Source organism: Roseateles sp., assembly GCF_047654805.1.
Lineage (GTDB): Bacteria > Pseudomonadota > Gammaproteobacteria > Burkholderiales > Burkholderiaceae_C > Pelomonas.
In genome coordinates, this window is the sequence record NZ_JASGIV010000001.1 from 918,599 (window position 1) to 940,952 (window position 22,354).

Below are 22,354 nucleotides of genomic sequence, written 5' to 3' on the forward strand. Positions count from 1 at the left end.
GGGGAGTGAGCCATGTCGTTGATGCGGCAGATCGCCTGGCTGGTGCTGGGCGTGGTGCTGGCTGCGTTGGTGGGTGCGGTCGGCCTGTCAACGCTGTCCACGCAGCAGTTGATGCGTACGCAGCTCGAGCTGAAGAACGCCGATAACGCCCAGGCGCTGGCGCTGGCGCTGTCGCAGCAGAAGGGGGATGGAGAGCTGATCAAGCTGCTCGTGTCCGCCCAGTTCGACACCGGTGCCTACGAGTTCGTGCGCTGGCGCGGCATCGACGGCGCCACGCTGTTCGAGCGCAGCGAGGCGCCGCGCCGTGGCCAGGCGCCGGGCTGGTTCCGGGTGCTGCTGCCCATCACCGCGGAGCCTGGCGTGGCCCAGGTGTCCAACGGCTGGAATGCCATCGGTTCCGTGGAGCTGATGAGCCAGTCCGGCTATGCCCATGATGCGTTGTGGTTGAGTTCGCGCCGGTTGCTCGCCTGGCTGCTCATCGTCGGCATCGCCGCGGCTGTCGTGGCCTGGGCGGGGCTGCGCCGCATCCGCCGACCGCTGGATGCCGCCGTGGCCCAGGCCGAGGGGGTGCTGGTGGGTAGCTATGGGCAGGTCACCGAGCCGCGCGTGCCGGAGCTGCAGCGCCTGACGCGTGCGATGAACGCGATGGTGCAGCGGGTCAAGGAGATGTTCGAGGCCCAGGCCGGACAGCTGCTGGTGCTGCGCGAACAGGTGCACCATGATCCGCTGACCGGAGTGTCCACGCGCCGGCATTTCCTTGCCGAGCTGGAAGCCGCGCTGCAGCGCGACGACGGCCCGGCCGTCGCCGGCCTTGTGCTGGTGCGGCTGCGCGACCTGCCGGGCCTGAACGCCCGTCTGGGCCGCGTCGCTGTGGATGACGTGCTGCTGACCATCGTCACGGCGCTGCAGGCCTACCCCGAATCCGTGGCCGGCTGTCGCGTCGGGCGCCTCAATGGCGGCGACTTCGCGTTGTGGCTGCCCGCCGAGGGCGTGGCGGCCGAGACCGCCCATGCGCTGGCGGACGCGCTGCGCGCCAGCTTGCCGGCCTTCGGCCCTGGCGTGCAGGTGGCGCTGGGCGCCATCGAGCTGCCGCGCGAGCGCCCAAGCGGCGTCTGGCTGGGCGAGGCTGACGCCGCGCTGGCGCGCGCCGAGCACCTCAGCGAGGCGCGCGGCGGCTTCGTCGTCGAGATCGTGGCGGATCCGGGCCTCGGCCGGGAGCAGGGTGAGGGCCTGTGGCGGGCACAGCTGCAGCAGGCCGTGGGCCAGCAGCGCGGCCGCCTGGCCGAGTTTCCAGTGCGCGACCGTGCCGGCCGCGTGCTGCACCTGGAATGCCCGTTGCAACTTGACCTGGGCACCGGCTTCGTGCCGGCGGCCACGTGGCTGCCGCTCGCAGGGCGGGCGCGGCTGACGGCGCAGGTGGACCTGTTCGCCGTTGACCTGGCATTGAAGGCCATCACGGGCGATGGACAGGCGCGCTGCATCAACGTGGCGCCGGCCTCGCTGGCCGATGCGGTCTTCCTGCCGCAACTGCGCGAGCTGCTGGGCCTGTGGCCGCAGGCAGCGCGGTCGCTGCTGCTGGACCTGACCGAGGTTGCAGCGACGGAGCATTTCGAGCGCCTGCTGGAGCTGGGCCAGCAACTGCGCCCGCTGGGCGTCAAGCTGGGCCTGGAGCATGCGGGCGCCGGCCTGGCCCAGGTCGAGCGGCTCTACCAAGCGGGGCTGGACTACGTGAAGCTCGACGCCTCGGTGCTGTTGGGCGTGGCCGGCGAGGCGGGCCGGGCGGCCTTCGTGCGCGGCATGGTCATCATGCTGCGCAGCCTGGCGTTGAAGGTCTACGGCGAGGGCGTCGTCGACGAGATGGATGCCCAGGCACTGTGGGACTGCGAACTGGACGGTCTGACGGGTCCGTGGGTGACGGCGAGCCTGCAGGGTTGACGCGGCCTTCGCGCGGCGTCGCCCCGCGGGTCCGGACGCGGCCGATGGGTCAGATCTTCATCTCCCAGCGCACCTGCCACTGCGTGTAGCTGGGACCGCCGCTGCGCGACGTGATCAGCTGTTCGCCGGTGTTGATCACACTGCCGGTGAAGTAGTCCATGGCCGACAGGTTGGATGCCGAGACCCGCAGTGACTGCTCCGTGTTGATGGCCCACAGCGCGAAGGCGTCGACGACGGCCTTGCGATTGGCGGTGGTCTCGGTGATCAGCGTCTGCTGGGTGGTCGTGGACGGTGTCCAGTTCAGCGAAGCGCCCAGCGTCAGCGGCACGGAGCGCAGCCGGTAGTCGGCACCGAGGTTGGCCGTGCCCTTGGGCTGTCCGTCGATGTGGTTGTTCGGCCCGGGGATGCCGTCCACCTTGGACGTGAAGAAGCTGAAGTTGCTGCGCACGTTGATGGGCAGCGCATTCTCCAGGTACTCGTCCAGCCGGAAGCGCGCCTCCAGCTCGATGCCGGCCGTGGATGCCTTGCCGATGTTCTGTGGCCGCGACACCCAGCGTTGCGTCGCCGCCCAGGTCACGGTCTCCAGCGCCGTGACGTTGCGCATCAGGTTGGTGATGCGCCGGGCGAAGAAGTTGGCGCTGAGCAGGCCACCCTTGCTCAGGTAGTGCTCGTAGCCCACCTCGAAGCCGGTGGCAAGCTCGGGCTTGAGATCGGGGTTGCCGGCGCGGTCGGGCGTGTTGGCCTGGTGGGGCACCTGGCTGTTGATGGTGGGCCGCGCGATGAGGTCCTGCAACTGCGGGCTGCGGTAGCTGCGCGTCAGGCTGGCTCGGATCATGTCGCGGCCGCGCTCGTCGAGCTTGTAGCGGGCATGTGCCAGCGGTGTGAAGACGCTGGACTTGTTGCGGGCGTCGTAGGTCGCCGCGCTGGACTTGGTGGTGATGCCCTCCCAGCGCGCTCCGGCATAGAAGTCCCACTGCTTGCCGACGTTCCACTCATCCTGGGCGTAGGCGGCGATCCGGGTGGAGGCGGCGTCGAGGTCGTCGCCGAAGTCGTCAAGCCCGGCCTGCGGCGCGCCGTTGACGAGGGTGATGCGGTTCTGATGGCGGTTGGTGCCTTCGGCCTCGAAACCGCTCACCAGGGAGTGGTCGCCGCCGAGGTTGTGCGACAGCTTGGCCAGCGCGCTCCAGTTGCTGTCGCGGCTGGTGGTGCTGTCGTCCTGCAGCCTCGAGGCAGCGCCGGCCAGGCTCTCCTGGCGCACGCTGTGGCTCTCGCCGCGCGCGCGGCCCAGGCCACCGCGCGCCTCGATGCGGGTGTCGGGACTCAGCCGGCTTTGCCACTGCGCGTTCAGGCGCGCCATCGTGAAGCGGTTGTCACCCTGGGTGTCGGCCGCGTCGTAGAAGCCGGTGGGTTGCGGGTCGGGCGCGGGCGTCGTGGTCTGGCGCAGCTGGGAGTTGCTGTTGGAGCGCGTGGACACGATGAAGGGCTGGATGGCCAGGCTGTCCGTTGCGTTGAGCTTGAACTGCACGCGGCCGGTTAGGTTCAGCGAGCTGCGCTCGTCCTCGCTGCGCCCGCGCGAGCTCAGCAGGCTGTCGCTGTTGCTCGCGACCGTATGGGTCAGCGTGTCGTTGATCAGGTTGTCGATGCGCTCGCCGCGCATCGCGTTGACGGTCAGGTTGTAGGCATGTCCGTCGCCGAAGTTGTCGTTGCGCGTCCAACTGATGCCGGGGCTGAGCTTGCCGCGCTCGGTGCCGAAACCGGCGCGGAACTCGTTGAGCCGTTTCTTCAGCGCTTCACGCAGCACCACGTTGATGGTCCCGGCCACGGCGCGGGTGCCGTACTCCGCAGTGGGCGCGCGCAGCACTTCGATGCGTTCGACCTGCTCGGGCGGCAGCTGGTCCAGCGAGAAGCCCGGCGGCATGCGCTCGCCGTTGACGAGGATCTGCGTGTAGCCGCCACCCATGCCGCGCATGCGGATGTCGCCGCCGCGGCCCGGGCGTCCACCTGTGGTCACGCCCGGCAGGCGCTTGATCATCTCGCCCAGCGTGGAGTCGCCGAACTTCTCGATTTCCTCGCGCGTGATGACGATCTTGCTCGCCGTGGAGGCGCGGCGGATGGATTCATCGCTGGCGTTGCCGCTGACCTCGACGCGCTTGAGCTGCTCGGCCTTGGCGTCGGCCGGCCTGGGTGCCGGGCGTTCCGGTGCAGAGGCCGGCGCATCGGGCGCGGCGGGGCGGGTCTGAGCCTGGGCGGCAGCGCAAAGGGCGCCGCCTGCCGCCAGCAAGGCGGCAGCGGAAACACGGTTGAGTTGCATGGCCGCGAGCTTGCCATCGGGGGCGCGCCAGCTTGTGGCGGCATCGTTAACGCAAGCTTTCTTTACGTGTGCCTCGGCCAATCGCTCACCAGCTTGAGGGTTTCGCCAGAAAACCCGCCGGCCGGCCCTCGAGCGGCCGCGGGCTAGACTGCCTTCCCTCTTTCCCGTGAACAGTTTCCTGCCATGACCGCGATCTCCGAAGTCCAGCTGCAACCCCTGCTGCAAGCCGTTGTGGACCCCGGCAACGGCCGCACGCTGGGCGAGGCCCGCGCGATCAAGTCGGTCAAGGTCGAAGGTGCCGACGTGGCTGTCGACGTCGAGCTGGGCTATCCGGCCGCCAGCCAACATGCTGCCTTGCGCGCGGCCCTGGTCGCCGCGGCCAAGAGCCTGCCCGGTGTGGGCAACGTCAGCATCGGCATCGCGACCCGCGTCGTTGCGCATGCGGTGCAGCGCGGCGTGCAGTTGCTGCCGGGCGTCAAGAACATCATCGCCGTGGCTTCCGGCAAGGGCGGCGTGGGCAAGAGCACGACGGCCGCCAATCTGGCGCTGGCACTGGCCGCAGAAGGCGCCCGCGTGGGCGTGCTGGATGCCGACGTCTACGGTCCCAGCCAGCCTCTGATGCTGGGAGCCAGTGGCCGGCCCGAGACACTGGACGGCCAGAACATGGAGCCCCACGTCGCGCACGGGCTGCAGGTCAATTCCATCGGCTTTCTCGTCGACGACGACCAGGCCATGATCTGGCGCGGCCCCATGGCCACGCAGGCGCTGGAGCAATTGCTGCGCCAGACCCGCTGGCAGGAACTGGACTACCTCATCGTCGACATGCCGCCGGGCACCGGTGACATCCAGCTCACACTGTCTCAGCGCGTGCCCGTGACGGGCGCCGTCATCGTGACGACGCCGCAGGACATCGCCCTCATCGACGCCAAGAAGGGCCTGAAGATGTTCGAGAAGGTGGGCGTACCCATCCTCGGCATCGTCGAGAACATGGCGGTGCACATCTGCTCCAACTGCGGCCATGCGGAGCACATCTTCGGCGCCGAGGGCGGCGCGAAGATGGCGGCCCAGTACGGCAGTGAACTGCTGGCCTCGCTGCCGCTGGCCATGAGCATCCGGGCCCAGGCGGATTCCGGCACGCCCACCGTCGCGGCCGAGCCCGACGGCGAGGTGGCGGCACTCTACAAGGCCCTGGCGCGCAAGGTCTCCGCCAAGATCGCCGCCCAGGGCAAGGACTACTCGTCCAAGTTCCCCAGCATTTCGATCTCCAAGTCCACCTGACGCGCCGGGGCGCAAGTCGGTTGCGGGATACCCGACCGATCTGCTCCCCCTGGAATGCCCGCCCTGGACAAGGGCGGTGCTTTATGAAGAAATCGCGAGGTGCCGAGGTTCGGCCTGTTTCATCACGATGTCCGCGGCGAAGTGCTGGCGGAAACTCCCTGGAGGCAAATCGAATGGACATGAACCGGAGGCAGTTCTTCCGGGTGAGCGGCGCGGGGTTGGCGGCGTCCAGCCTTGTGGCCTTGGGGTTCTCGCCGACGGCGGCCCTGGCCGAGACGCGCAACTTCAAGCTCTCCCGGGCAACCGAGACCCGCAACACCTGCCCCTACTGCTCGGTGGGCTGCGGCATCATCATGTACAGCCTGGGCGACAAGGCGAAGAACGTCACCTCGTCCATCATCCACATCGAGGGCGACCCCGACCATCCGGTCAACCGCGGCACGCTGTGCCCCAAGGGCGCTGGCCTGCTGGATTTCGTGCACAGCCCGAACCGGCTGAAGTTCCCGGAGGTCCGCGAGCCCGGCACCACGGAGTGGAAGCGCGTCAGCTGGGACGAGGCGTTGGACCGGCTCGTCAAGCTGATGAAGGCCGACCGCGACGCCAACTTCCAGACGACCAATGCCGCGGGGCAGACGGTGAATCGCTGGACCAGCACCGGCATCCTGGCCGCCTCGGCCTCGTCCAATGAAACAGGCTACATCACGCACAAGGTGATGCGCAGCCTGGGCATGCTCGTCTTCGACAACCAGGCACGTGTTTGACACGGCCCGACGGTGGCCAGTCTGGCCCCGACGTTCGGCCGCGGCGCGATGACCAACCACTGGGTGGACATCAAGAACGCAGACCTCGTGCTCATCATGGGCGGCAATGCCGCCGAGGCCCACCCCTGCGGTTTCAAGTGGGTCATCGAAGCCAAGCACCACAACAAGGCCAAGCTCATCGTCGTGGACCCGCGCTTCACGCGCTCGGCCGCCATGAGCGACTATTACGCGCCCATCCGTGCGGGCTCCGACATCGCCTTCCTGGGCGGAGTCATCAACTACCTGTTGAGCAACAACAAGATCCAGACTGAATACGTCCGGAACTACACCAACGCGACCTTCATCGTGGGTGAGGCCTACAAGTTCGAAGCCGGCATCTTCAGCGGCTACGACGAGGCCAAGCGCGCCTACAACCCCGCCTCCTGGGGCTACGAGCTCGACGACAAGGGCTTTGCCAAGGTCGACATGACCATGGAGCATCCGCGCTGCGTGCTCAACGTGATGAAGCAGCATTACGCGCGCTATACGCCCGAGCAGGTCAGCAAGATCACCGGCACGCCCAAGGACAAGTTCCTGAAGGTCTGCGAGCACATCGCGAGCACCTCCACGCCCGACCGCACCATGACCATCATGTATGCGCTGGGTTGGACTCAGCACAGCATGGGCTCGCAGATCATCCGTACCGGCGCCCTCATGCAGCTGCTGCTGGGCAACATCGGCGTGCCCGGCGGCGGCATGAATGCGCTGCGCGGCCACAGCAACATCCAGGGACTGACGGACCTGGGCCTGCTGTCCACGTCGCTGCCCGGTTACCTGAGCCTGCCCAAGGACGCCGAACAGGACCTGGAGACCTACTACAAGACCCGTGCCACCAAGCCGCTGCGTCCCAACCAGATGAGCTACTGGCAGAACTATCCGAAGTTCTTCGTCAGCTACATGAAGTCGACCTTCGGCAAGGCGGCCACTGCGGAAAACAGCTGGGGCTACCACTGGCTGCCCAAGTGGGACACCGGCTACGACGTGCTGCGGGCGTTCGAGATGATGAACCAGGGCAAGCTCAACGGCTACATCTGCCAGGGCTTCAACCCGGTCGGCTCCTTCCCGAACAAGAAGAAGATCGTCGCGGGGCTGTCCAAGCTCAAGTACCTCGCCATCATCGACCCGCTCAACACCGAGACGGCCGAGTTCTGGAAGAACTACGGCGAGCACAACGACGTCAAGTCGGCCGAGATCCAGACGACGGTGTTCCGCTTCCCGAGTACCTGTTTCGCGGAAGAGGATGGTGCGCTGACCAACTCCGGTCGCTGGCTGCAGTGGCACTGGAAGGGCGCCGAGCCCCCGGGCGAGGCCAAGGGTGACCAGGCGATCATCGCCGAGCTGTTCACGCGCCTGAAGGCGGCCTACGTGAAGGACGGCGGGACCTTCCCCGACCCCATCCTCAACCTGAGCTGGCCCTATCTCAAGCCCACCGACCCGTCGCCGGAGGAATTGGCCAAGGAGTACAACGGCAAGGCCCTGGCCGATCTGCCGGACCCCAAGGATCCAACCAAGCTGCTCGCCAAGGCCGGCGAGCAGCTCAGCGGCTTCGGCCTGCTGCGCGACGACGGTTCCACGGCCGCCGGCTGCTGGATCTACACCGGCGCCTGGACCCAGGCCGGCAACCAGATGGCCCGCCGCGACAACGCCGACCCCTGGGGCATAGGCCAGACGCTGAACTGGGCATGGGCCTGGCCAGCCAACCGGCGCGTGCTTTACAACGCTGCGTCCTGCGACCCCAGCGGCAAGCCCTGGAACCCCAAGCGCCGGCTGATTGCCTGGGCGGGTGACAAGTGGGCGGGCTCCGACGTTCCGGACATCCGGCCTGACGCCAACCCGACGGACGCCGATGCGGTGCGCCCCTTCATCATGACCGCCGAGGGCGTGGCGCGGCTGTTCGCGCCCAGCGGCATGGCGGACGGCCCGCTGCCCGAGCACTATGAGCCCTTCGAGACGCCGCTGACGACCAATCCCATGCATCCGGAGAACGCCAAGGCCAAGTCCAACCCGGCTGCGCGAGTCTTCAAGGGCGACATGGAGGCCTTCGGCACGCCCAAGGACTTCCCGTACGTGGCGACCAGCTACCGGCTGACCGAGCACTTCCACTACTGGACCAAGAACGTGCTGACCTCGGCCGTCATCCAGCCGCAGCAGTTCGTCGAGATCGGCGAGGAGCTGGCCAAGGAGAAGGGCGTGGCCAACGGTGACTGGGTCAAGGTGAGCAGCAACCGCGGCTTCATCAAGGCCGTGGCGGTCGTCACCAAGCGCATCCCGTCGCTGGACGTGGACGGCAAGCGCGTGCACACAGTGGGCCTGCCCAACCACTGGGGCTTCGTCGGAGTGGCCAAGCCCGGCTATCTCGTGAACACGCTGACCCCCTTCGTGGGTGACGCCAACACGCAGACGCCGGAGTTCAAGAGCTTCACCGTGAACCTTGAGAAAGCCTGAGGACGCACGCCATGTCATCACTCCAATCCCTGGACATCGCCAAGCGCTCCGCCACCACCACGCCGTCCACGCAGGTACGCACCCACGTGCCCGAGGTCGCCAAGCTCATCGATGTGTCGTCCTGCATCGGCTGCAAGGCCTGCCAGGTGGCGTGCATGCAGTGGAACGACCTGCGCGACGACGTCGGAGACAACCACGGCACCTACGACAACCCGCGCGACCTCACGGCCCAGAGCTGGACGGTCATGCGCTACTCGGAGGTGGAGGTCGAGAAGGACCGGCTCGAGTGGCTGATCCGCAAGGACGGCTGCATGCACTGCGAGGATCCGGGCTGCCTGAAGAGCTGCCCGGCCCCCGGCGCCATCGTGAAGTACACCAACGGCATCGTGGACTTCATCTCCGAGCACTGCGTGGGATGCGGCAACTGCGTGACCGGCTGTCCCTTCGACGTGCCGCGCATCAGCAAGGTGGACAGCAAGGCCTACAAGTGCAGCCTGTGCTCCGACCGCGTCGGCGTGGGCCTGGAGCCGGCCTGCGCCAAGGCCTGCCCTACCGGTGCCATCCGCTTCGGCACCAAGGAGGACATGCTGCAGTTCGGCGCGGAGCGCATCGTGGACCTGAAGGAGCGCGGCTATGCCAACGCGGGTGTCTATGACCCGCCGGGCGTGGGCGGCACCCACGTCGTCTACGTGCTGCAGCATGCCGACAAGCCCGAGCTCTACCACGGCCTGCCCAAGGACCCCAAGATCAGTCCGCTGGTGTCGCTGTGGAAGGGCGCGGCCAAGCCGCTGGCCGTCGCGGCCATGATCGGCGCGGCCATCGTCGGCTTCTTCCACTACACGCGTGTCGGGCCTATCGAGGACCCCGACGATCCCGAAGCCGACCGCAACGTCGCCCGCGACGATGCGAACCACCCCACCGCCTGACAGGAGCGCACCATGGGTACACGCTTCATTCAGCGCTACAACGCTGGCGAGCGCACCAACCACTGGTTGATCGTGCTGCTCTTTCTTTGCGCCGGCCTGTCCGGCCTCGCCTTTTTCCACCCGGCCTTCTACTTCCTTACCGCGCTGTTCGGCGGTGGCACCTGGGCGCGCATCCTGCATCCGTTCATGGGCCTGGCCATGGCGCTGTGCTTCCTCGTCATGTTTGTGCGGCTGTGGCGGCACAACGTGATGACCGAGGTCGACAAGGGGTGGGTGAAGCACAGCGGCCAGATGCTGCGCGGGGACAAGAGCCACATGCCGCCCGCCGGTCGCTACAACGCGGGCCAGAAGGGCGTGTTCTGGCTGATGGCCGTCAGCCTGCTGGTGCTGGTGGTCACCGGCTTCATGTTCTGGCAGCCCTGGTTCGCCAACAGTTTCCCCATCCTCGCCCGGCGCATCGCCGTCGTGCTGCACGCGCTGTCGGCCACGGTGCTGATCCTGACCGTCATCGTGCATGTCTACGCGGCGATCTGGGTCAAGGGCACGCTGCGCGCCATGACGCGCGGCACGGTCACCGAAGGCTGGGCGCGCCAGAACCACCCGCTTTGGCATCGCGAGATGACCGGCAAGCAGTAACCTCCGCTGCATGACCGTTGGAACCCAGAAGATCCTCAGTCCGGAAGAGATCGCTGTTCGCGCGGGTGAGCAGCTCAGCTTCCTGCACCTGCCCGAAGCCGGTGTGTTCGCCGAGCGCGCGCTGCGGCTGCGCGAGCTGGCCGCCGGCCATGCGATGGGCGACTTCCTGCGCTTCGTCGCCGAACTGGCCGACGCCCAGCACCGTGCGCTGTCCGCCCAGGTTGCCGTGCCGCTGCCCACGCCCGGACAGATCGACGCCGCCGCGCGCAACGGCCAGCCGCTGCTTCCGGCCGAGGCCTGGCGCCGCGAGCCCGTGTGGCTTGAGTCGCTGCGTGCGCTGCTGAACGACGTGGCCCGCCACCTTGCTGACGGACAGCCCAAGGCCGCGGTACTGCAACTCGCTGCCGCCAGCGACGAGTACCTGGAAACGCAGGCTGGCCGCTTGCTGGGCGGAGTCATGCTGGGCCTGGACCTGGCGGCCGCGCCGTTGATCGCTGCCGGCCTGCAGCTGCACTGGGTGAGGCTTGTGCGGCAGACAGCGGCCCATGCCCCCGGGCCGATCGCGGCCTTCGGCCGCACTGACGACCCCACGCTGTGCCCCTGCTGCGGTTCGCGCCCGGTGGCATCGCTGGAACGCCTGGGCAGCGACGGCGCGCGTTACCTCGCCTGCGGCCTGTGTGCCACGCAGTGGCACTATGTGCGCATCAAGTGCGCGCATTGCCAGAGTACCAAGGGCATCTCGCTGCAAAGCCTGGTCGGCACCGACGAGACCAACTCGACCACGGCCGACGCCGTCGTGCAGGCCGAGTGCTGCAGCGAATGCGGCCACTACCTGAAGCTGATGCACCCGGCGCGCGACAACGGCCTGGAGCCGCTGGCCGACGACCTCGCCACGCTGACGCTGGACCTGCTTGTCAGCGAGGCCGGCCTGCAGCGCCAGGGCGTCAACCTGCTGCTGCTGTTCGGCGAGCCCGACGAAGCGCCACCACCCGGACGGGAACACTGATGAACGCGCCCGACGAATCCGTGGTCCACGGTTCCAAGGCGAGGCCCCAAGACCTGCCGGCCCTGGACAAACTGCTGCGCGACTGCGCCCCGCTGGTGGCCGAGCACGGCCACACGCTGGTCGCCAACGAGGCGAGGGCGCTGCTCGACAGCCTGCGCCAGCGCGCCGTCGCCGGCACGCTGGCGCAGGCCGAGTTGGACATGCTGGCGCAGATGCTCGTCGAGCGCGTGCAGGCGCGCATGCAGCCCAACTTGCGCGCGGTACTCAATCTCACCGGCACCGTCATTCACACCAATCTCGGCCGCTCGCTGCTGGCCGACGCCGCGCTGCAGCAGGTGATGGCGCTGATGGGCTCGCCCAACAACCTTGAGTTCGACCTCCAGGCCGGTGCGCGCGGCGACCGCGACGACCTCATCGAAGGCCTGCTCTGCGAGCTGACCGGCGCCGAGGCCGCCACGGTCGTCAACAACAACGCCGCCGCCGTGCTGCTGGGCATCGCGGCGCTTGCGGGTGGCCGGGAGGCCATCGTGTCGCGCGGCGAGCTGGTGGAGATCGGCGGCGCCTTTCGCATGCCCGACGTGATGAGCACGGCAGGCGCCACGCTGGTGGAGGTGGGCACGACCAACCGCACCCACCCGCGCGACTACGAGAACGCCATCACGCCGCGCACGGCGCTCATCGTCAAGGTCCACACCAGCAACTATCAGGTGCAGGGCTTCACGGCCGCGGTCGACGAAGCCACGCTCGCCCCCATAGCGCATCGGGCCGGCCTGCCGCTGATGACCGACCTGGGTAGCGGTGCGCTGGTCGACCTTTCCCGGTGGGGTCTGCCGGCCGAGCCCCTGCCGCAGGCCATGCTCGCGGCCGGTTGCGATGTCGTCACCTTCAGCGGCGACAAGTTGCTGGGAGGGCCGCAGGCCGGCCTCATCGTGGGCAGCAAGGCAGCCGTCGGAAGGATCCGAAAGTTCCCGATGAAGAGGGCGCTGCGCCTGTCCAAGCTGCCGTTCGCGGCGCTGGAGGCCACGCTGCGCCTGTACTTGCGTCCGGAGCGGCTGGTGCAGGACCTGCCGACACTGCGCCTGTTGACGCGCCCCCTGGACCAGATCGCCGGGCTTGCGCAGCGCCTGCTGCCCGACGTGGCCGCCGCCGTCGCGCCGCGCTTCACCGTCGAGGCGGTCGCGCTGCAAAGCCAGATCGGCTCCGGCTCGCTGCCCGTCGAACGGCTGCCGTCCGCGGGCCTTGCCATCGCCGCCGCTGACGGCCGGGGTCGCAGTCTTGATGCCCTGGCCACAGCGCTGCGCGGCCTGCCGCGGCCCGTCATCGGCCGTATCAACGATGACCGCCTGCTGCTGGACCTGAGGGGCCTGGAGGAGCCTGCGCTGCTTACTTCTCAGCTGGCCGCGCTCAAGGAGTCTCTGGCGTGAAGGGATTGCCATGATCGTGGGCACCGCCGGTCACATCGACCATGGCAAGACCACGCTGGTGCGCGCGCTGACCGGTGTGGACACCGACCGGCTGCCCGAGGAGAAGGCGCGCGGCATCAGCATTGAGCTGGGCTATGCCTACCTCGACGTGCCGGGCCTTGATGAACGCATTGGCTTCATCGACGTGCCGGGCCACGAGAAGCTGGTGCACACCATGCTGGCCGGCGCCAGTGGAATCGACCTCGCGCTGCTGCTGGTCGCCGCTGACGACGGCGTGATGCCGCAGACCCGCGAACACCTGGCCGTGCTCAGCCTGCTGGGCCTGACACGCTGCGTGGTCGCCGTCACCAAGATCGACCGCGCCGAGCCCGGCCGCGTCGAGTCGCTGCAAGGCGAGGTGCGGGCGCTGTTGGCCGGCACCGGCCTGAAGGGCGCGCCCGTCCTTGCCGTCTCCGCGCAGACCGGGCAGGGCGTGCCGGCACTGCGCGAGCTGCTGTTCGAGGCCGCTCGCGACACGCGCCCGCGTGCGACTCGCCACCTGGCCGCTCGCCTCGCCGTGGACCGCGCGTTCAGTCTCGAGGGCGTCGGCACCGTCGTTACCGGCACGCTGCACGCCGGCGAGATCGCGGTGGGTGATGAACTCTTCATCCAGGGGCAGCGTGCCCGCGTGCGAAGCCTGCATGCGCAAAACCGTGCTGTCGAGCGCGCCCAGGCCGGCCAGCGCTGCGCCGTCGCGCTGGCCGGCCTGACCAGGGAGCAGGCGCCGCGCGGCCAGTGGCTGACCGCGCCCGCAGCGGCGCTCGCCACCGACCGTTTCGATGCGCGGCTTACGCTGTGGCCCGGCGAGGTCAGGCCTCTGCGCTCCGGTGCGCGCGTACACCTGCACCTGGGTGCCCAATCCGTGACGGCCAGCGTCGCCGTGCTGGACGCGGGCGACGCGATCGAGCCTGGCGCCTCGGCCCGCGTGCAGCTTGTCTGCCACGCGCCGGTCGGTGCGTGGCGTGGCGACCGCCTGGTGCTGCGCGATGCTGGCGCGACTCGCACGCTGGCCGGCGGCGTCGTGCTGGACCCATTCGCTCCCACTCGCTACCGCCGCACGCCCGAACGCCTGGCGGAGCTGGCCGCCTGCGAGCTGCCCACGCCGGCCCGGCGCCGCGAGCGGCTGCTGGCGTTGTCGTCGCTGGGCCTGGACCTGACCCGCTTTGCGCAGGCTGAAGGGATGGCCGAGCCGCTGGATGGCTGGGCCCTGGGTGACGAGGCCTGCGCCGCGCTGACGGTGAAGCTGCTCGCCGCGCTGGCCGATTTCCATGCCGGGTCACCCGACGAGCTCGGCCCTGATGCCGCACGGCTGCGCCGCCTCGTCGCGCCGCGCATCGCCGAGCCGCTGTGGCGCCAGTTGCTGGCCGAGCAGCGCGCGGCAGGCCGCATCGCCGTGCGCGGCGCCTTCGTACACCTGCCGGAGCATGGTGTTCAGCTCTCCGCCGCCGAGCAGCGCATCGCGCAGAAGGTGGCGCCGCGCCTGGGCGCCGCCGGGGCCGAAGGCGCCTGGGCGCGCGACCTCGCCAAGGACTGTGCCGAAGCCGAGCCGCTGATGCGCGCGACGCTGGCCCGCCTCGCCCAGCAGGGTGAACTGCACCAGGTGGTGAAAGACCTCTACTGCGACACCGCGACGATGGCCAGACTCGCCGCCGTTGCGCGGGCGCTGGGCGATACGTACGGCAAGGTCACTGCTGCGGCTTTTCGTGACGCCACAGGACTGGGCCGCAAGCGGGCCATCCAGCATCTGGAACACTTCGACCGCGTCGGGCTCCTGCGCCGCGTGGGCGACGAGCACCGGCTGCGTGCGGACAGCACGCTTTTCTCGGAGGCGACGAATTGATCATGGAAAGAGAACGACACCGGTGTGTCGGCCGGGCTTCAAACCCGGTGGGTGGCGCCACGCGCCGCTGGGTGGGTTCGACTCCCTCCTCTTTCCGCCACTCGCGCGGCCTCGCCTGCCGTGCGGGCGCATATCTGCTCTGTGTCGTGCTCAATGAGGGTTGCGGACGATGACGGACGCTGCGGTCATGGCCTTGCCGGCCGGGTTCTGGCTCTGGCCCGAGGACCAGACCTGGGCCCAACCCCTTGCGGGCGGCCGGGTCCGCATCGGCATCACGGCGCTGGGCCTGAAGGCCTCGGGCGAGATCTACATGTGCCGGCCCAAGCCGTTGGGCAGCGAAATCGAGCAGGGGCGTTCCATCGGTGTCGTCGAGCTGTCCAAATCCATCGTGGCGGTGAAGTCGCCGCTGTCGGGTGTCGTCACGCGCGTGAACGATGCGCTGGAGGATCGGCCCGAACTGGTCCACGAGTCACCTTACGACGCGGGCTGGCTGGCCGAGCTGGATCCGTCCCGTCTGGATGACGAGAAGTCGCGGCTCGCCATCGACGAGGGCGCCATTCGCGAGGCAATGGCGCAATGGGCCTTGCTCAACCGGCTGGACGGTGCGTGATGAAGCGCGCCGGACTCGCCATCCTGCTCTGGGCCGCCGATCCCGGCGACCCTGTGCGCCTGGCCACGCCGTTCGCGCATGCGGCGGCGGCGGCGGCGCTGGACATGCAGGTGGAGGTCTACTTCACAGCCCGTGCGGTGCTGCTGCTCAAGCCCGGCGTGGCCGGCGCGCTGCGGGCGTCGGAGCGTTTCGACAAGACGATCGGCGACTGGATGGACGACGCGCTGGCGCATGGCGCGCGCTTCCTTGCCTGCTCCGACGCACTCGCGGCCCAGGGCCTGACGCACGACGACCTGATCCCGGTCGCCCGCCGTCACGGTGGCGCGGTCCAATTTGCTTCCCGCGCCGCCCATTCGGCGTGGGCGACCCTGGTGTTCTGACACCTCAACCTCGACCCTCAGGAGAACTCACATGGCCCTCTCTCGTGTCGTCGCCGGTCTGGCGCGCGGTGTGGTGATGTCGCTGGCGCTGGCCGGCGTGGCGGCGCAGGCCCAGCAAGTGCTGCGCGTGACCGCCATTCCCGATGAGTCGCCCACGGAGCTGGCGCGCAAGTTCGCGCCGCTGGGCCAGTACCTGGAGAGCAAGCTCGGCATGAAGGTCGAGTGGACGCCGGTGACGGACTACGCCGCGGCCGTCGAGACCGTGGTCAACAAGAAGATCGACCTGGCCTGGTTCGGCGGCTTCACCTTCGTGCAGGCCAATGTGCGATCGGGCGGCAAGATCGTCCCGCTGGTGCAGCGCGAGGAGGACGAGAAGTTCCGCTCCGTCTTCATCACCGACGCCAGGAGCGGCATTGCCAGGCTGGAAGACCTCAAAGGCAAGACCCTGTCCTTCGGCTCGCAGAGCAGCACCTCCGGCCACCTGATGCCGCGCAGCTTCTTGCTGGCCGCCAAGATCAACCCGGACGCGGACCTCAAGCGTGTGGCCTTCAGTGGCGCGCACGATGCGACCATCGCCGCCGTGGCCAGCGGCAAGGTGGATGCGGGTGCGCTGAACATCTCGGTCTGGGAGAAGTTCGTCGCTGAGAAGAAGGTGGACCCGGCGCAGGTCAAGGTCTTCTACACGACGCCGCCTTACTACGACTACAACTGGTCGGTGCACGCCGAGATGCCGCAGGCCCTGCAGGACAAGATCAAGGCTGCCTTCCTGGCGTTGGACCCGGCCACGCCGCAGGGCAAGGAGATCCTGGGCCTGCAGCGCGCCACCAGGTTCATTCCCAGCAAGCCCGAGAACTACAGCGGCATCAAGGCCGCCGCAGAGAACGCCGGTCTGCTGAAGTGATCATCCCGTCCGCGCTTGAGGCCCTGCTGGCCCGCTATTCGGTCGGCCCCAAGCATCTCGTCGAGCCCGGACCCAGCGACGCCCAACTGGCATTGATGGTGCAGGCCGCGTTGCGCGCACCCGACCATGCCGAGTTGGTGCCATATCGCTTCAAGTTGGTGCGTGGCGATGCAAAACAGGGCATGGCCATCCTGTTTTCCAACGCCGCCCGCGACGCGGGCAAGGGCGAGGAGGGTGCAGCACTCGATGCCGAGCGTGCGCTGCGCCCGCCGATGACCGTGGCCGTCGTCGCCCGCATCGACCTGGGCCACCCGCAGGTGCCTGCGCACGAGCAGTGGGCCGCCGTGGGAGGCGCGATCAGCAACTTCCTGACGGCCGCGCATCTGCTGGGCTTCGGCGGCAAGATGCTCAGCGGCGCCAAGGTACGCAACCCGACCATCGCCGCTGCGTTCTGCGAGCCGGGTGAGACCTTACTGGGTTGGATCGCTCTGGGCACGCCAATGCGAAAACCCGCCGGCCTGGCCCGCAAGCCCCATCCCGGGCAGGTGTTGATCGACTGGCACCCGCCTTGCAAGTGACAGTGCAACTATGGAACTGACACCCCGAGAGAAGGACAAGCTGCTGCTGTTCACCGCGGCGTTGCTTGCTGAACGCCGAAAAGCCCGCGGGCTCAAGCTCAACTACCCGGAATCCGTCGCGCTGATCAGCGCCGCCATCCTTGAAGGTGCCCGCGACGGCAAGACCGTGGCCGAGCTGATGAGTGAAGGCCGCACGGTGCTGACCCGCGCCGACGTCATGGATGGCGTGCCCGAGATGATTCCAGAGATCCAGGTCGAAGCGACCTTTCCGGACGGGACCAAGCTGGTCACCGTCCATCAACCCATTGCCTGAACGCCCATGAAGACACTGCACCGCGGGCTCGCCGCCTTCGCCTTCGCGACCGCCGCCACCGCCGCCCAGGCCCACACCGGGGAGCCGGGCCACCTGCACGGTTTCGTCGACGGCGTGATGCATCCGTTGACGGGGCCCGACCACCTCGCCGCCATGCTGGCCGTGGGTATCTGGAGTGCTATGGCGCTCAAGCACCCGCTGCGTGCGCCCATCGCCTTCGCTGCGTCGCTGCTGGCCGGGGCGCTGCTGTCGATGTTCACCGGCTGGCAGATGCCCGCGATGGAAGCGGCTATCACCGTATCGCTGGCGGTGCTGGGCCTGCTGGTGGCTCTGCGCCTGGCCATGCCGGCGGTGGCGGGGGCTGCCACCGCAGCCATCCTGGCGTTCAGCCACGGCGCCGCGCACGGGCTGGAGCTGCAGGGCGTCGCTGCGCTGGGGGGCATGGTGCTCAGCACCTTGGTGCTGCACGGCGCGGGGCTGGCCATGGGCTGGAAGCTGCGCAACGCACCGTTGCTGGCCCGCGCGCTGCTGGGCGCCAGCGTCGCCGCACTGGCGGTCGCACGCCTGAGCGGAGCTGCCTGATGATCCCGGGCGAGTTGATCACCGCCGAGGGTGAACACGAACTCAACCCCGGCCGGCGTACGCTGACGCTGAAGGTCGCCAATGCCGGCACGCGGCCCATCCAGGTCGGTTCCCACTATCACTTCGCCGAGACCAACGCGGCGCTGGCCTTCGACCGCGAGGCGGCGCGTGGCATGCGGCTCAACATCTGCAGCGGCACCGCCGTGCGCTTCGAGCCGGGGCAGACGCGTACCGTGGAGCTGGTTGCGCTGTCGGGCGACCGCGCCGTCTGGGGCTTTCGAGGCCTTGTGCAGGGCAAGCTATGAAGATCTCCCGCCGCGCCTATGCCGAAATGCTCGGTCCTACCGTGGGCGACAAGCTGCGCCTGGCCGACACCGCTCTCGTCATCGAGGTCGAACAGGACCTGACGCTGCGTTCGGGTGGCTACGGGGAGGAGGTCAAGTTCGGCGGTGGCAAGACCGTGCGCGACGGCATGGGTCAAAGCCAGCGGCCCAATGGTCCTTCCCCTGGTGACGCCGTCGACACGGTCATCACGAATGCCGTCATCCTCGACCACTGGGGCATCGTCAAGGCCGACATCGGTTTGCGGGGCTGCCGCATTGCGGCCATCGGCAAGGCCGGCAACCCCGACGTGCAGCCCGGCGTGGACATCGTCATCGGCCCCGGCACGGAGATCATTGCGGGTGAGGGCTTCATCGTGACGCCCGGCGCCATCGACACCCACATCCACTTCATCTGCCCTCAGCAGATCGAAGAGGCGCTGATGAGCGGCGTGACGACGATGATCGGCGGGGGCACTGGCCCCGCCACCGGCACGCTGGCCACCACCTGCACCCCTGGCCCAAGCCACATCGCGACCATGCTGAAGGCCGCAGAGGCCTTTCCGATGAACCTGGGCTTCCTTGGCAAGGGCAACGCGAGCCGTCCCGAAGGCCTGATGCAGCAGATCGACGCTGGCGCCATCGGCCTGAAGCTGCACGAAGACTGGGGCACCACGCCCGCAGCCATCGACAACTGCCTCGGTGTTGCCGAACTGACCGACACCCAGGTCGCCATCCACACCGATACGCTGAACGAGAGCGGCTTCGTCGAGGACACCATCGCGGCGTTCAAGGGCCGCACCATCCACAGCTTCCATACCGAAGGCGCTGGCGGCGGCCATGCGCCGGACATCATGAAGGTTGTGGGCGAGGCCAACGTGCTGCCCAGTTCCACGAACCCGACGCGGCCGTTCACCGTCAACACGCTTGACGAGCATCTCGACATGCTGATGGTCTGTCATCACCTGGATGCGGGCATCGCCGAGGACCTGGCGTTCGCCGAGAGCCGTATCCGCCGCGAGACCATCGCGGCCGAGGACATCCTGCACGACCTCGGTGCCATCAGCATGTTCTCCTCCGATTCGCAGGCCATGGGCCGCGTCGGCGAGGTGAGCCTGCGTTGCTGGCAGACCGCGCACAAGATGAAGGTGCAGCGCGGTGCCTTGCCCGGTGATGGCGCCGGCAATGACAACGCCCGTGTGAAACGCTACCTTGCCAAGCTCGCCATCAACCCAGCTCTGGCACATGGCATCAGCCACGAGGTGGGCAGCATCGAGATCGGCAAGTGGGCAGATCTCGTGCTGTGGAAGCCTGCCTTCTTCGGCGTCAAGCCGTCGTTGATCCTGAAGGGGGGCTTCATCGCCGCCGCCGCGATGGGTGATGCAAACGCATCTATCCCCACGCCGCAGCCGGTGCACTACCGACCGATGTTCGGCAGCTTTGGCGGGGCGCTGTCGCAGGGCTCGCTGACCTTCGTCAGCCAGGCGGGCCAGGCCAGCGTCGAGAAGCTGGGCTTGGGCAAGACACTGGTGCCGGTGAAGGGCTGCCGGTCGGTCAAGAAGGCGGACATGGTGCTGAACAACTACCTGCCGACCATGGAGATCGACGCACAGACCTACGAGGTGAGGGCGGACGGCGTGCTGTTGACCTGCGAGCCGGCGAAGGAGTTGCCGATGGCGCAGCGGTACTTCTTGTTCTGATGATTTGTTTTGGCTGAAGGGCTGTGATTCGGCGGATTCCGCCCTGCATCAGTCGCTGGTCGGAACGGTGGACTTTCGAGGTCCTGCTGCCGTGGCCTTCCTGAGACGGTTCATGCAGCTCCAATGATGGCTTCGCTTCCGCTCGGACTCACGGTCACGACCCACTGCGGACATTCGCTCGCGAGAGCGGCGGTCACAGACAGAAGCTTCAGCTGGTCTGATACTTATGCAGCGGGATCCACCACAGACGAGGCAGCGGCGCGCCGCGCCAGTTCCTGACTGAGCTCCTTGTGCTCGATCACTGCTGCCCGACTGTGGTAATCACGCCCATTCTCCCGGCCTCGGATTAGTGGTCGTCTACGTGGCCCTACTTCCCCTCGAGGGCCCTTCGTTGCGCGGCGATCGAAGTCTCGTTGACAAGAATGTTGTGAGCCGCGGCGAACTTCCAGCCGGACTCTTCATGCGCCAGAACGTACAGTTTTGTGCCGTCACTCTCGCCCGGTACAGGGACTCTGTTCGCAGTCACCGCACGTGTCCGAACGTTGCCCACGGCGACGTTCTCGCCCAGAAACTGCAAATGCTCCAGCTCATAGGTCGCAAAGCTGTCGGGCGGTGTGGCGGCCAGGCCCTGACGTGTGAACGTTGCGATCTCGTCCAATCCGGTCAGCCTGCGCCCGAAGGGATTGGTCCAGACAGCATCGGGTCGGAAGAGACTCAAGAATGTATCGGCATCGCGGTTCCACATCGCTGTCTCGACCGTTTCCACAAAGCGAAGCACAGCTGCACGTTGTTCGGTTCGATTCAAGTGTTGCTCCAATCTCGAAAGATCAACTGCGCTCCGGGGTGGCGCAGCGTTGTGGTTGCGGGCCGCCTTGGCTGAGCCCGAGACGGATGCACGACTGGTAGCGGCGTCACCGCGTTCGGACAGGGGACGATAGGCGCAACTTCGTCGCCATCGTGCACTCGTCCGCACTGGACAACGCCCGCTGCGGCTCAACGAAGCGCACGCGCGTCACAGGACCATGGCACGTTCATACGCTGTGCTGTCGCGAACCGGGGCGCGCGCGATCGGCCCCGGTTGCGGGAGGCCCTATGCGCCTGCTTGCCGCGGGGCGGTGATGAGCGTGCTGCGATACGGCTTCGGTGGCCCGCGGAACTTGCATGGCGGCCACGGGCCTGGGCAACAACCACACCGCGGCCACGATGCCCGTCCCCGCCAACGCGGCCACGCCGGCAGCCAGCGCGGACCAGCCCCCCGCGGCGGCGAGCGCAGCGCCAGCCGCCGGACCGGCAACCAAGCCGAGGCTGTTGCCTTGCATCATCATCCCGAGCGTGAGGCCTAGGGTTGACGCATGCGGTGCCTGCGCCGGCACCTCGGCGAAGAGCGCCGATGGCACGAGGCCGGACACCGTGGCGAACGCGACGACGAGCCCGTAACGCGGCCAGGCGCCGAGCGATTCCATGGCCACCGAAAGCGCGAGCAGAGCGCACACGCCGAGCGCTCCCGCCACCAGTGAGGCGGGCCGCAAGCCTCGCGCGAGCAGGGCGCCGCCCGCCAGGTTGCCGGCGCCACCGCTCGCGATGGCGAGCGCGGTCAGCATGTTGGCCTGCGCCGGCGTAGCGGCCAAGCCGCCGTCCAGCACGACCGGCAACAGTCCGAACAAGGCAAACCACGAGCCCGCGTACAGCATGAACAACAACAGCAGTGCGAGCGGGCCGCGCGCGAGCAATGTGCGATGCAACGGCAGGGCACTGCCTCGTGAGGGCGGGCGCTGGGTCCCTTCGCGCGGTGCGCGCCATGCGGCCAGTGCTGCATAGCCCAATGCGAGCCCGCTGCCCACCCACCACAGCGCCCTCCAGCCCGCGGCCAGCAGCCACGGCGAGGCGAGCAGCATGAGCGCCATGCCGGCGGGCATGAAGGTGCTCCAGGCCGCCATCGGTCCTGCGGCGCGCGAGGCAGGAACGACACGCGCGATCAACGCGGGCGCGGCCACGATCACGGCGAGGAATCCGACGCCTTCGACCAGCCGGCTCGCGATCAGCACTGTCGCATCCTGAGCCGCGGCGCCGACAGCCGATGCCGCGCCCTGCAATGCGAGACCGGCCACCAGTGCGCGACGTGCGCCCAGCCTGTCGGTCGCCGTGCCGATGGCAATGCCGAACAATGCGCCGACGACGCCGAAGGCGGAGAGCAGCAAGGCTGCCCGCTCCAGCGGCAGGTCGAACGCGGCCTGCGCCGCCTGCATTGCCGCCGGCGCTTTGCCGAGTTGCATGGCGGAGACGAGTCCGGCTCCGACCAGCAGGAGGGTCATGGGCCAGGGCGATGCGCG

18 protein-coding genes, 1 tRNA gene and 1 pseudogene are annotated in these 22,354 nt (G+C 68.3%); 17 read left to right on the forward strand and 3 right to left on the reverse strand.

Annotated features, from left to right (window positions below; genetic code table 11):
• The first annotated feature begins 12 nt into the window (after window positions 1-12).
• A complete protein-coding gene (locus QM732_RS04145; protein WP_415654928.1) occupies window positions 13-1,935 on the forward strand; it encodes an EAL domain-containing protein in 1,923 nt (640 codons plus the stop codon).
• Window positions 1,936-1,984: 49 nt separating this feature from the next.
• On the opposite strand, the gene QM732_RS04150 is transcribed toward QM732_RS04145, so the two are convergent.
• Complete coding sequence (locus QM732_RS04150; protein ID WP_415654929.1) at window positions 1,985-4,246, reverse strand: TonB-dependent receptor plug domain-containing protein; 2,262 nt, start codon at window positions 4,244-4,246, stop codon at window positions 1,985-1,987.
• A 183-nt stretch (window positions 4,247-4,429) separates the two neighbouring features.
• Between QM732_RS04150 and apbC the strand changes: the two are divergent.
• The 16 genes and pseudogenes from apbC to ureC all read left to right on the forward strand — a co-directional run.
• Window positions 4,430-5,443 (forward strand): annotated as a pseudogene (gene apbC, locus QM732_RS04155) (iron-sulfur cluster carrier protein ApbC); the annotation flags it as partial.
• Between the two features lie 254 nt (window positions 5,444-5,697).
• Window positions 5,698-8,769 (forward strand): formate dehydrogenase-N subunit alpha, encoded by a 3,072-nt coding sequence (gene fdnG, locus QM732_RS04160; protein WP_415654930.1) that lies wholly within the window; start codon window positions 5,698-5,700, stop codon window positions 8,767-8,769.
• 11 nt (window positions 8,770-8,780) lie between these two features.
• Window positions 8,781-9,695 carry a formate dehydrogenase subunit beta gene (gene fdxH, locus QM732_RS04165; RefSeq protein ID WP_415654931.1) on the forward strand — a complete coding sequence of 305 codons (915 nt, stop codon included), beginning with the start codon at window positions 8,781-8,783 and terminating at the stop codon, window positions 9,693-9,695.
• A 12-nt stretch (window positions 9,696-9,707) separates the two neighbouring features.
• Complete coding sequence (locus tag QM732_RS04170; RefSeq protein WP_415654932.1) at window positions 9,708-10,331, forward strand: formate dehydrogenase subunit gamma; 624 nt, start codon at window positions 9,708-9,710, stop codon at window positions 10,329-10,331.
• Between the two features lie 10 nt (window positions 10,332-10,341).
• On the forward strand, window positions 10,342-11,337 hold the full coding sequence (fdhE, locus tag QM732_RS04175; protein ID WP_415654933.1) for a formate dehydrogenase accessory protein FdhE: 996 nt from the start codon (window positions 10,342-10,344) through the stop codon (window positions 11,335-11,337).
• Window positions 11,337-12,761, forward strand: a complete 1,425-nt coding sequence (selA, locus tag QM732_RS04180) for an L-seryl-tRNA(Sec) selenium transferase (protein WP_415654934.1) — start codon at window positions 11,337-11,339, stop codon at window positions 12,759-12,761. Before fdhE ends, selA begins: the two co-directional genes overlap by 1 nt.
• 10 nt (window positions 12,762-12,771) lie before the next feature.
• Window positions 12,772-14,640, forward strand: a complete 1,869-nt coding sequence (gene selB / locus QM732_RS04185) for a selenocysteine-specific translation elongation factor (protein WP_415654935.1) — start codon at window positions 12,772-12,774, stop codon at window positions 14,638-14,640.
• A gap of 4 nt (window positions 14,641-14,644) precedes the next feature.
• Window positions 14,645-14,740, forward strand: a tRNA-Sec gene (locus tag QM732_RS04190).
• Between the two features lie 69 nt (window positions 14,741-14,809).
• Window positions 14,810-15,250: a glycine cleavage system protein H gene (locus QM732_RS04195; protein WP_415654936.1), complete on the forward strand. Its 441-nt coding sequence runs from the start codon at window positions 14,810-14,812 to the stop codon at window positions 15,248-15,250.
• A complete protein-coding gene (locus QM732_RS04200) occupies window positions 15,250-15,630 on the forward strand; it encodes a DsrE family protein (protein WP_415654937.1) in 381 nt (126 codons plus the stop codon). Before QM732_RS04195 ends, QM732_RS04200 begins: the two co-directional genes overlap by 1 nt.
• A gap of 31 nt (window positions 15,631-15,661) precedes the next feature.
• On the forward strand, window positions 15,662-16,531 hold the full coding sequence (locus tag QM732_RS04205) for a putative selenate ABC transporter substrate-binding protein (RefSeq protein WP_415654938.1): 870 nt from the start codon (window positions 15,662-15,664) through the stop codon (window positions 16,529-16,531).
• Entirely contained in the window at window positions 16,528-17,109 is a 582-nt protein-coding gene (locus tag QM732_RS04210; protein WP_415654939.1) for a nitroreductase, read from the forward strand. The genes QM732_RS04205 and QM732_RS04210 overlap by 4 nt, the downstream gene beginning before the upstream one ends.
• 10 nt (window positions 17,110-17,119) lie before the next feature.
• A complete protein-coding gene (gene ureA, locus QM732_RS04215; RefSeq protein ID WP_415654940.1) occupies window positions 17,120-17,422 on the forward strand; it encodes an urease subunit gamma in 303 nt (100 codons plus the stop codon).
• 6 nt (window positions 17,423-17,428) lie between these two features.
• Window positions 17,429-18,004: a HupE/UreJ family protein gene (locus tag QM732_RS04220; protein ID WP_415654941.1), complete on the forward strand. Its 576-nt coding sequence runs from the start codon at window positions 17,429-17,431 to the stop codon at window positions 18,002-18,004.
• Window positions 18,004-18,309 (forward strand): urease subunit beta, encoded by a 306-nt coding sequence (locus tag QM732_RS04225; RefSeq protein ID WP_415654942.1) that lies wholly within the window; start codon window positions 18,004-18,006, stop codon window positions 18,307-18,309. The genes QM732_RS04220 and QM732_RS04225 overlap by 1 nt, the downstream gene beginning before the upstream one ends.
• Entirely contained in the window at window positions 18,306-20,024 is a 1,719-nt protein-coding gene (gene ureC / locus QM732_RS04230) for an urease subunit alpha (protein WP_415654943.1), read from the forward strand. The genes QM732_RS04225 and ureC overlap by 4 nt, the downstream gene beginning before the upstream one ends.
• Window positions 20,025-20,391: 367 nt before the next feature.
• Here the strand turns inward: ureC and QM732_RS04235 are convergent, their stop codons facing one another.
• Window positions 20,392-20,829 (reverse strand): YybH family protein, encoded by a 438-nt coding sequence (locus tag QM732_RS04235; RefSeq protein WP_415654944.1) that lies wholly within the window; start codon window positions 20,827-20,829, stop codon window positions 20,392-20,394.
• 226 nt (window positions 20,830-21,055) lie between these two features.
• Entirely contained in the window at window positions 21,056-22,336 is a 1,281-nt protein-coding gene (locus tag QM732_RS04240) for an MFS transporter (protein ID WP_415654945.1), read from the reverse strand.
• Window positions 22,337-22,354: the final 18 nt, after the last annotated feature.

Bases quoted from the DNA above. Each gene is read 5' to 3' on its own strand.
- QM732_RS04170 (WP_415654932.1), top strand. From the start codon at position 9,708: ATGGGTACACGCTTCATTCAGCGCTACAACGCTGGCGAGCGCACCAAC.
- ureC (WP_415654943.1), top strand. From the start codon at position 18,306: ATGAAGATCTCCCGCCGCGCCTATGCCGAAATGCTCGGTCCTACCGTG.
- QM732_RS04150 (WP_415654929.1), bottom strand. From the start codon at position 4,246: ATGCAACTCAACCGTGTTTCCGCTGCCGCCTTGCTGGCGGCAGGCGGC.
- QM732_RS04200 (WP_415654937.1), top strand. From the start codon at position 15,250: ATGAAGCGCGCCGGACTCGCCATCCTGCTCTGGGCCGCCGATCCCGGC.
- fdxH (WP_415654931.1), top strand. From the start codon at position 8,781: ATGTCATCACTCCAATCCCTGGACATCGCCAAGCGCTCCGCCACCACC.
- QM732_RS04240 (WP_415654945.1), bottom strand. From the start codon at position 22,336: ATGACCCTCCTGCTGGTCGGAGCCGGACTCGTCTCCGCCATGCAACTC.
- ureA (WP_415654940.1), top strand. From the start codon at position 17,120: ATGGAACTGACACCCCGAGAGAAGGACAAGCTGCTGCTGTTCACCGCG.
- QM732_RS04220 (WP_415654941.1), top strand. From the start codon at position 17,429: ATGAAGACACTGCACCGCGGGCTCGCCGCCTTCGCCTTCGCGACCGCC.
- QM732_RS04225 (WP_415654942.1), top strand. From the start codon at position 18,004: ATGATCCCGGGCGAGTTGATCACCGCCGAGGGTGAACACGAACTCAAC.
- selB (WP_415654935.1), top strand. From the start codon at position 12,772: ATGATCGTGGGCACCGCCGGTCACATCGACCATGGCAAGACCACGCTG.
- QM732_RS04145 (WP_415654928.1), top strand. From the start codon at position 13: ATGTCGTTGATGCGGCAGATCGCCTGGCTGGTGCTGGGCGTGGTGCTG.
- fdhE (WP_415654933.1), top strand. From the start codon at position 10,342: ATGACCGTTGGAACCCAGAAGATCCTCAGTCCGGAAGAGATCGCTGTT.
- selA (WP_415654934.1), top strand. From the start codon at position 11,337: ATGAACGCGCCCGACGAATCCGTGGTCCACGGTTCCAAGGCGAGGCCC.
- QM732_RS04205 (WP_415654938.1), top strand. From the start codon at position 15,662: ATGGCCCTCTCTCGTGTCGTCGCCGGTCTGGCGCGCGGTGTGGTGATG.
- QM732_RS04195 (WP_415654936.1), top strand. From the start codon at position 14,810: ATGACGGACGCTGCGGTCATGGCCTTGCCGGCCGGGTTCTGGCTCTGG.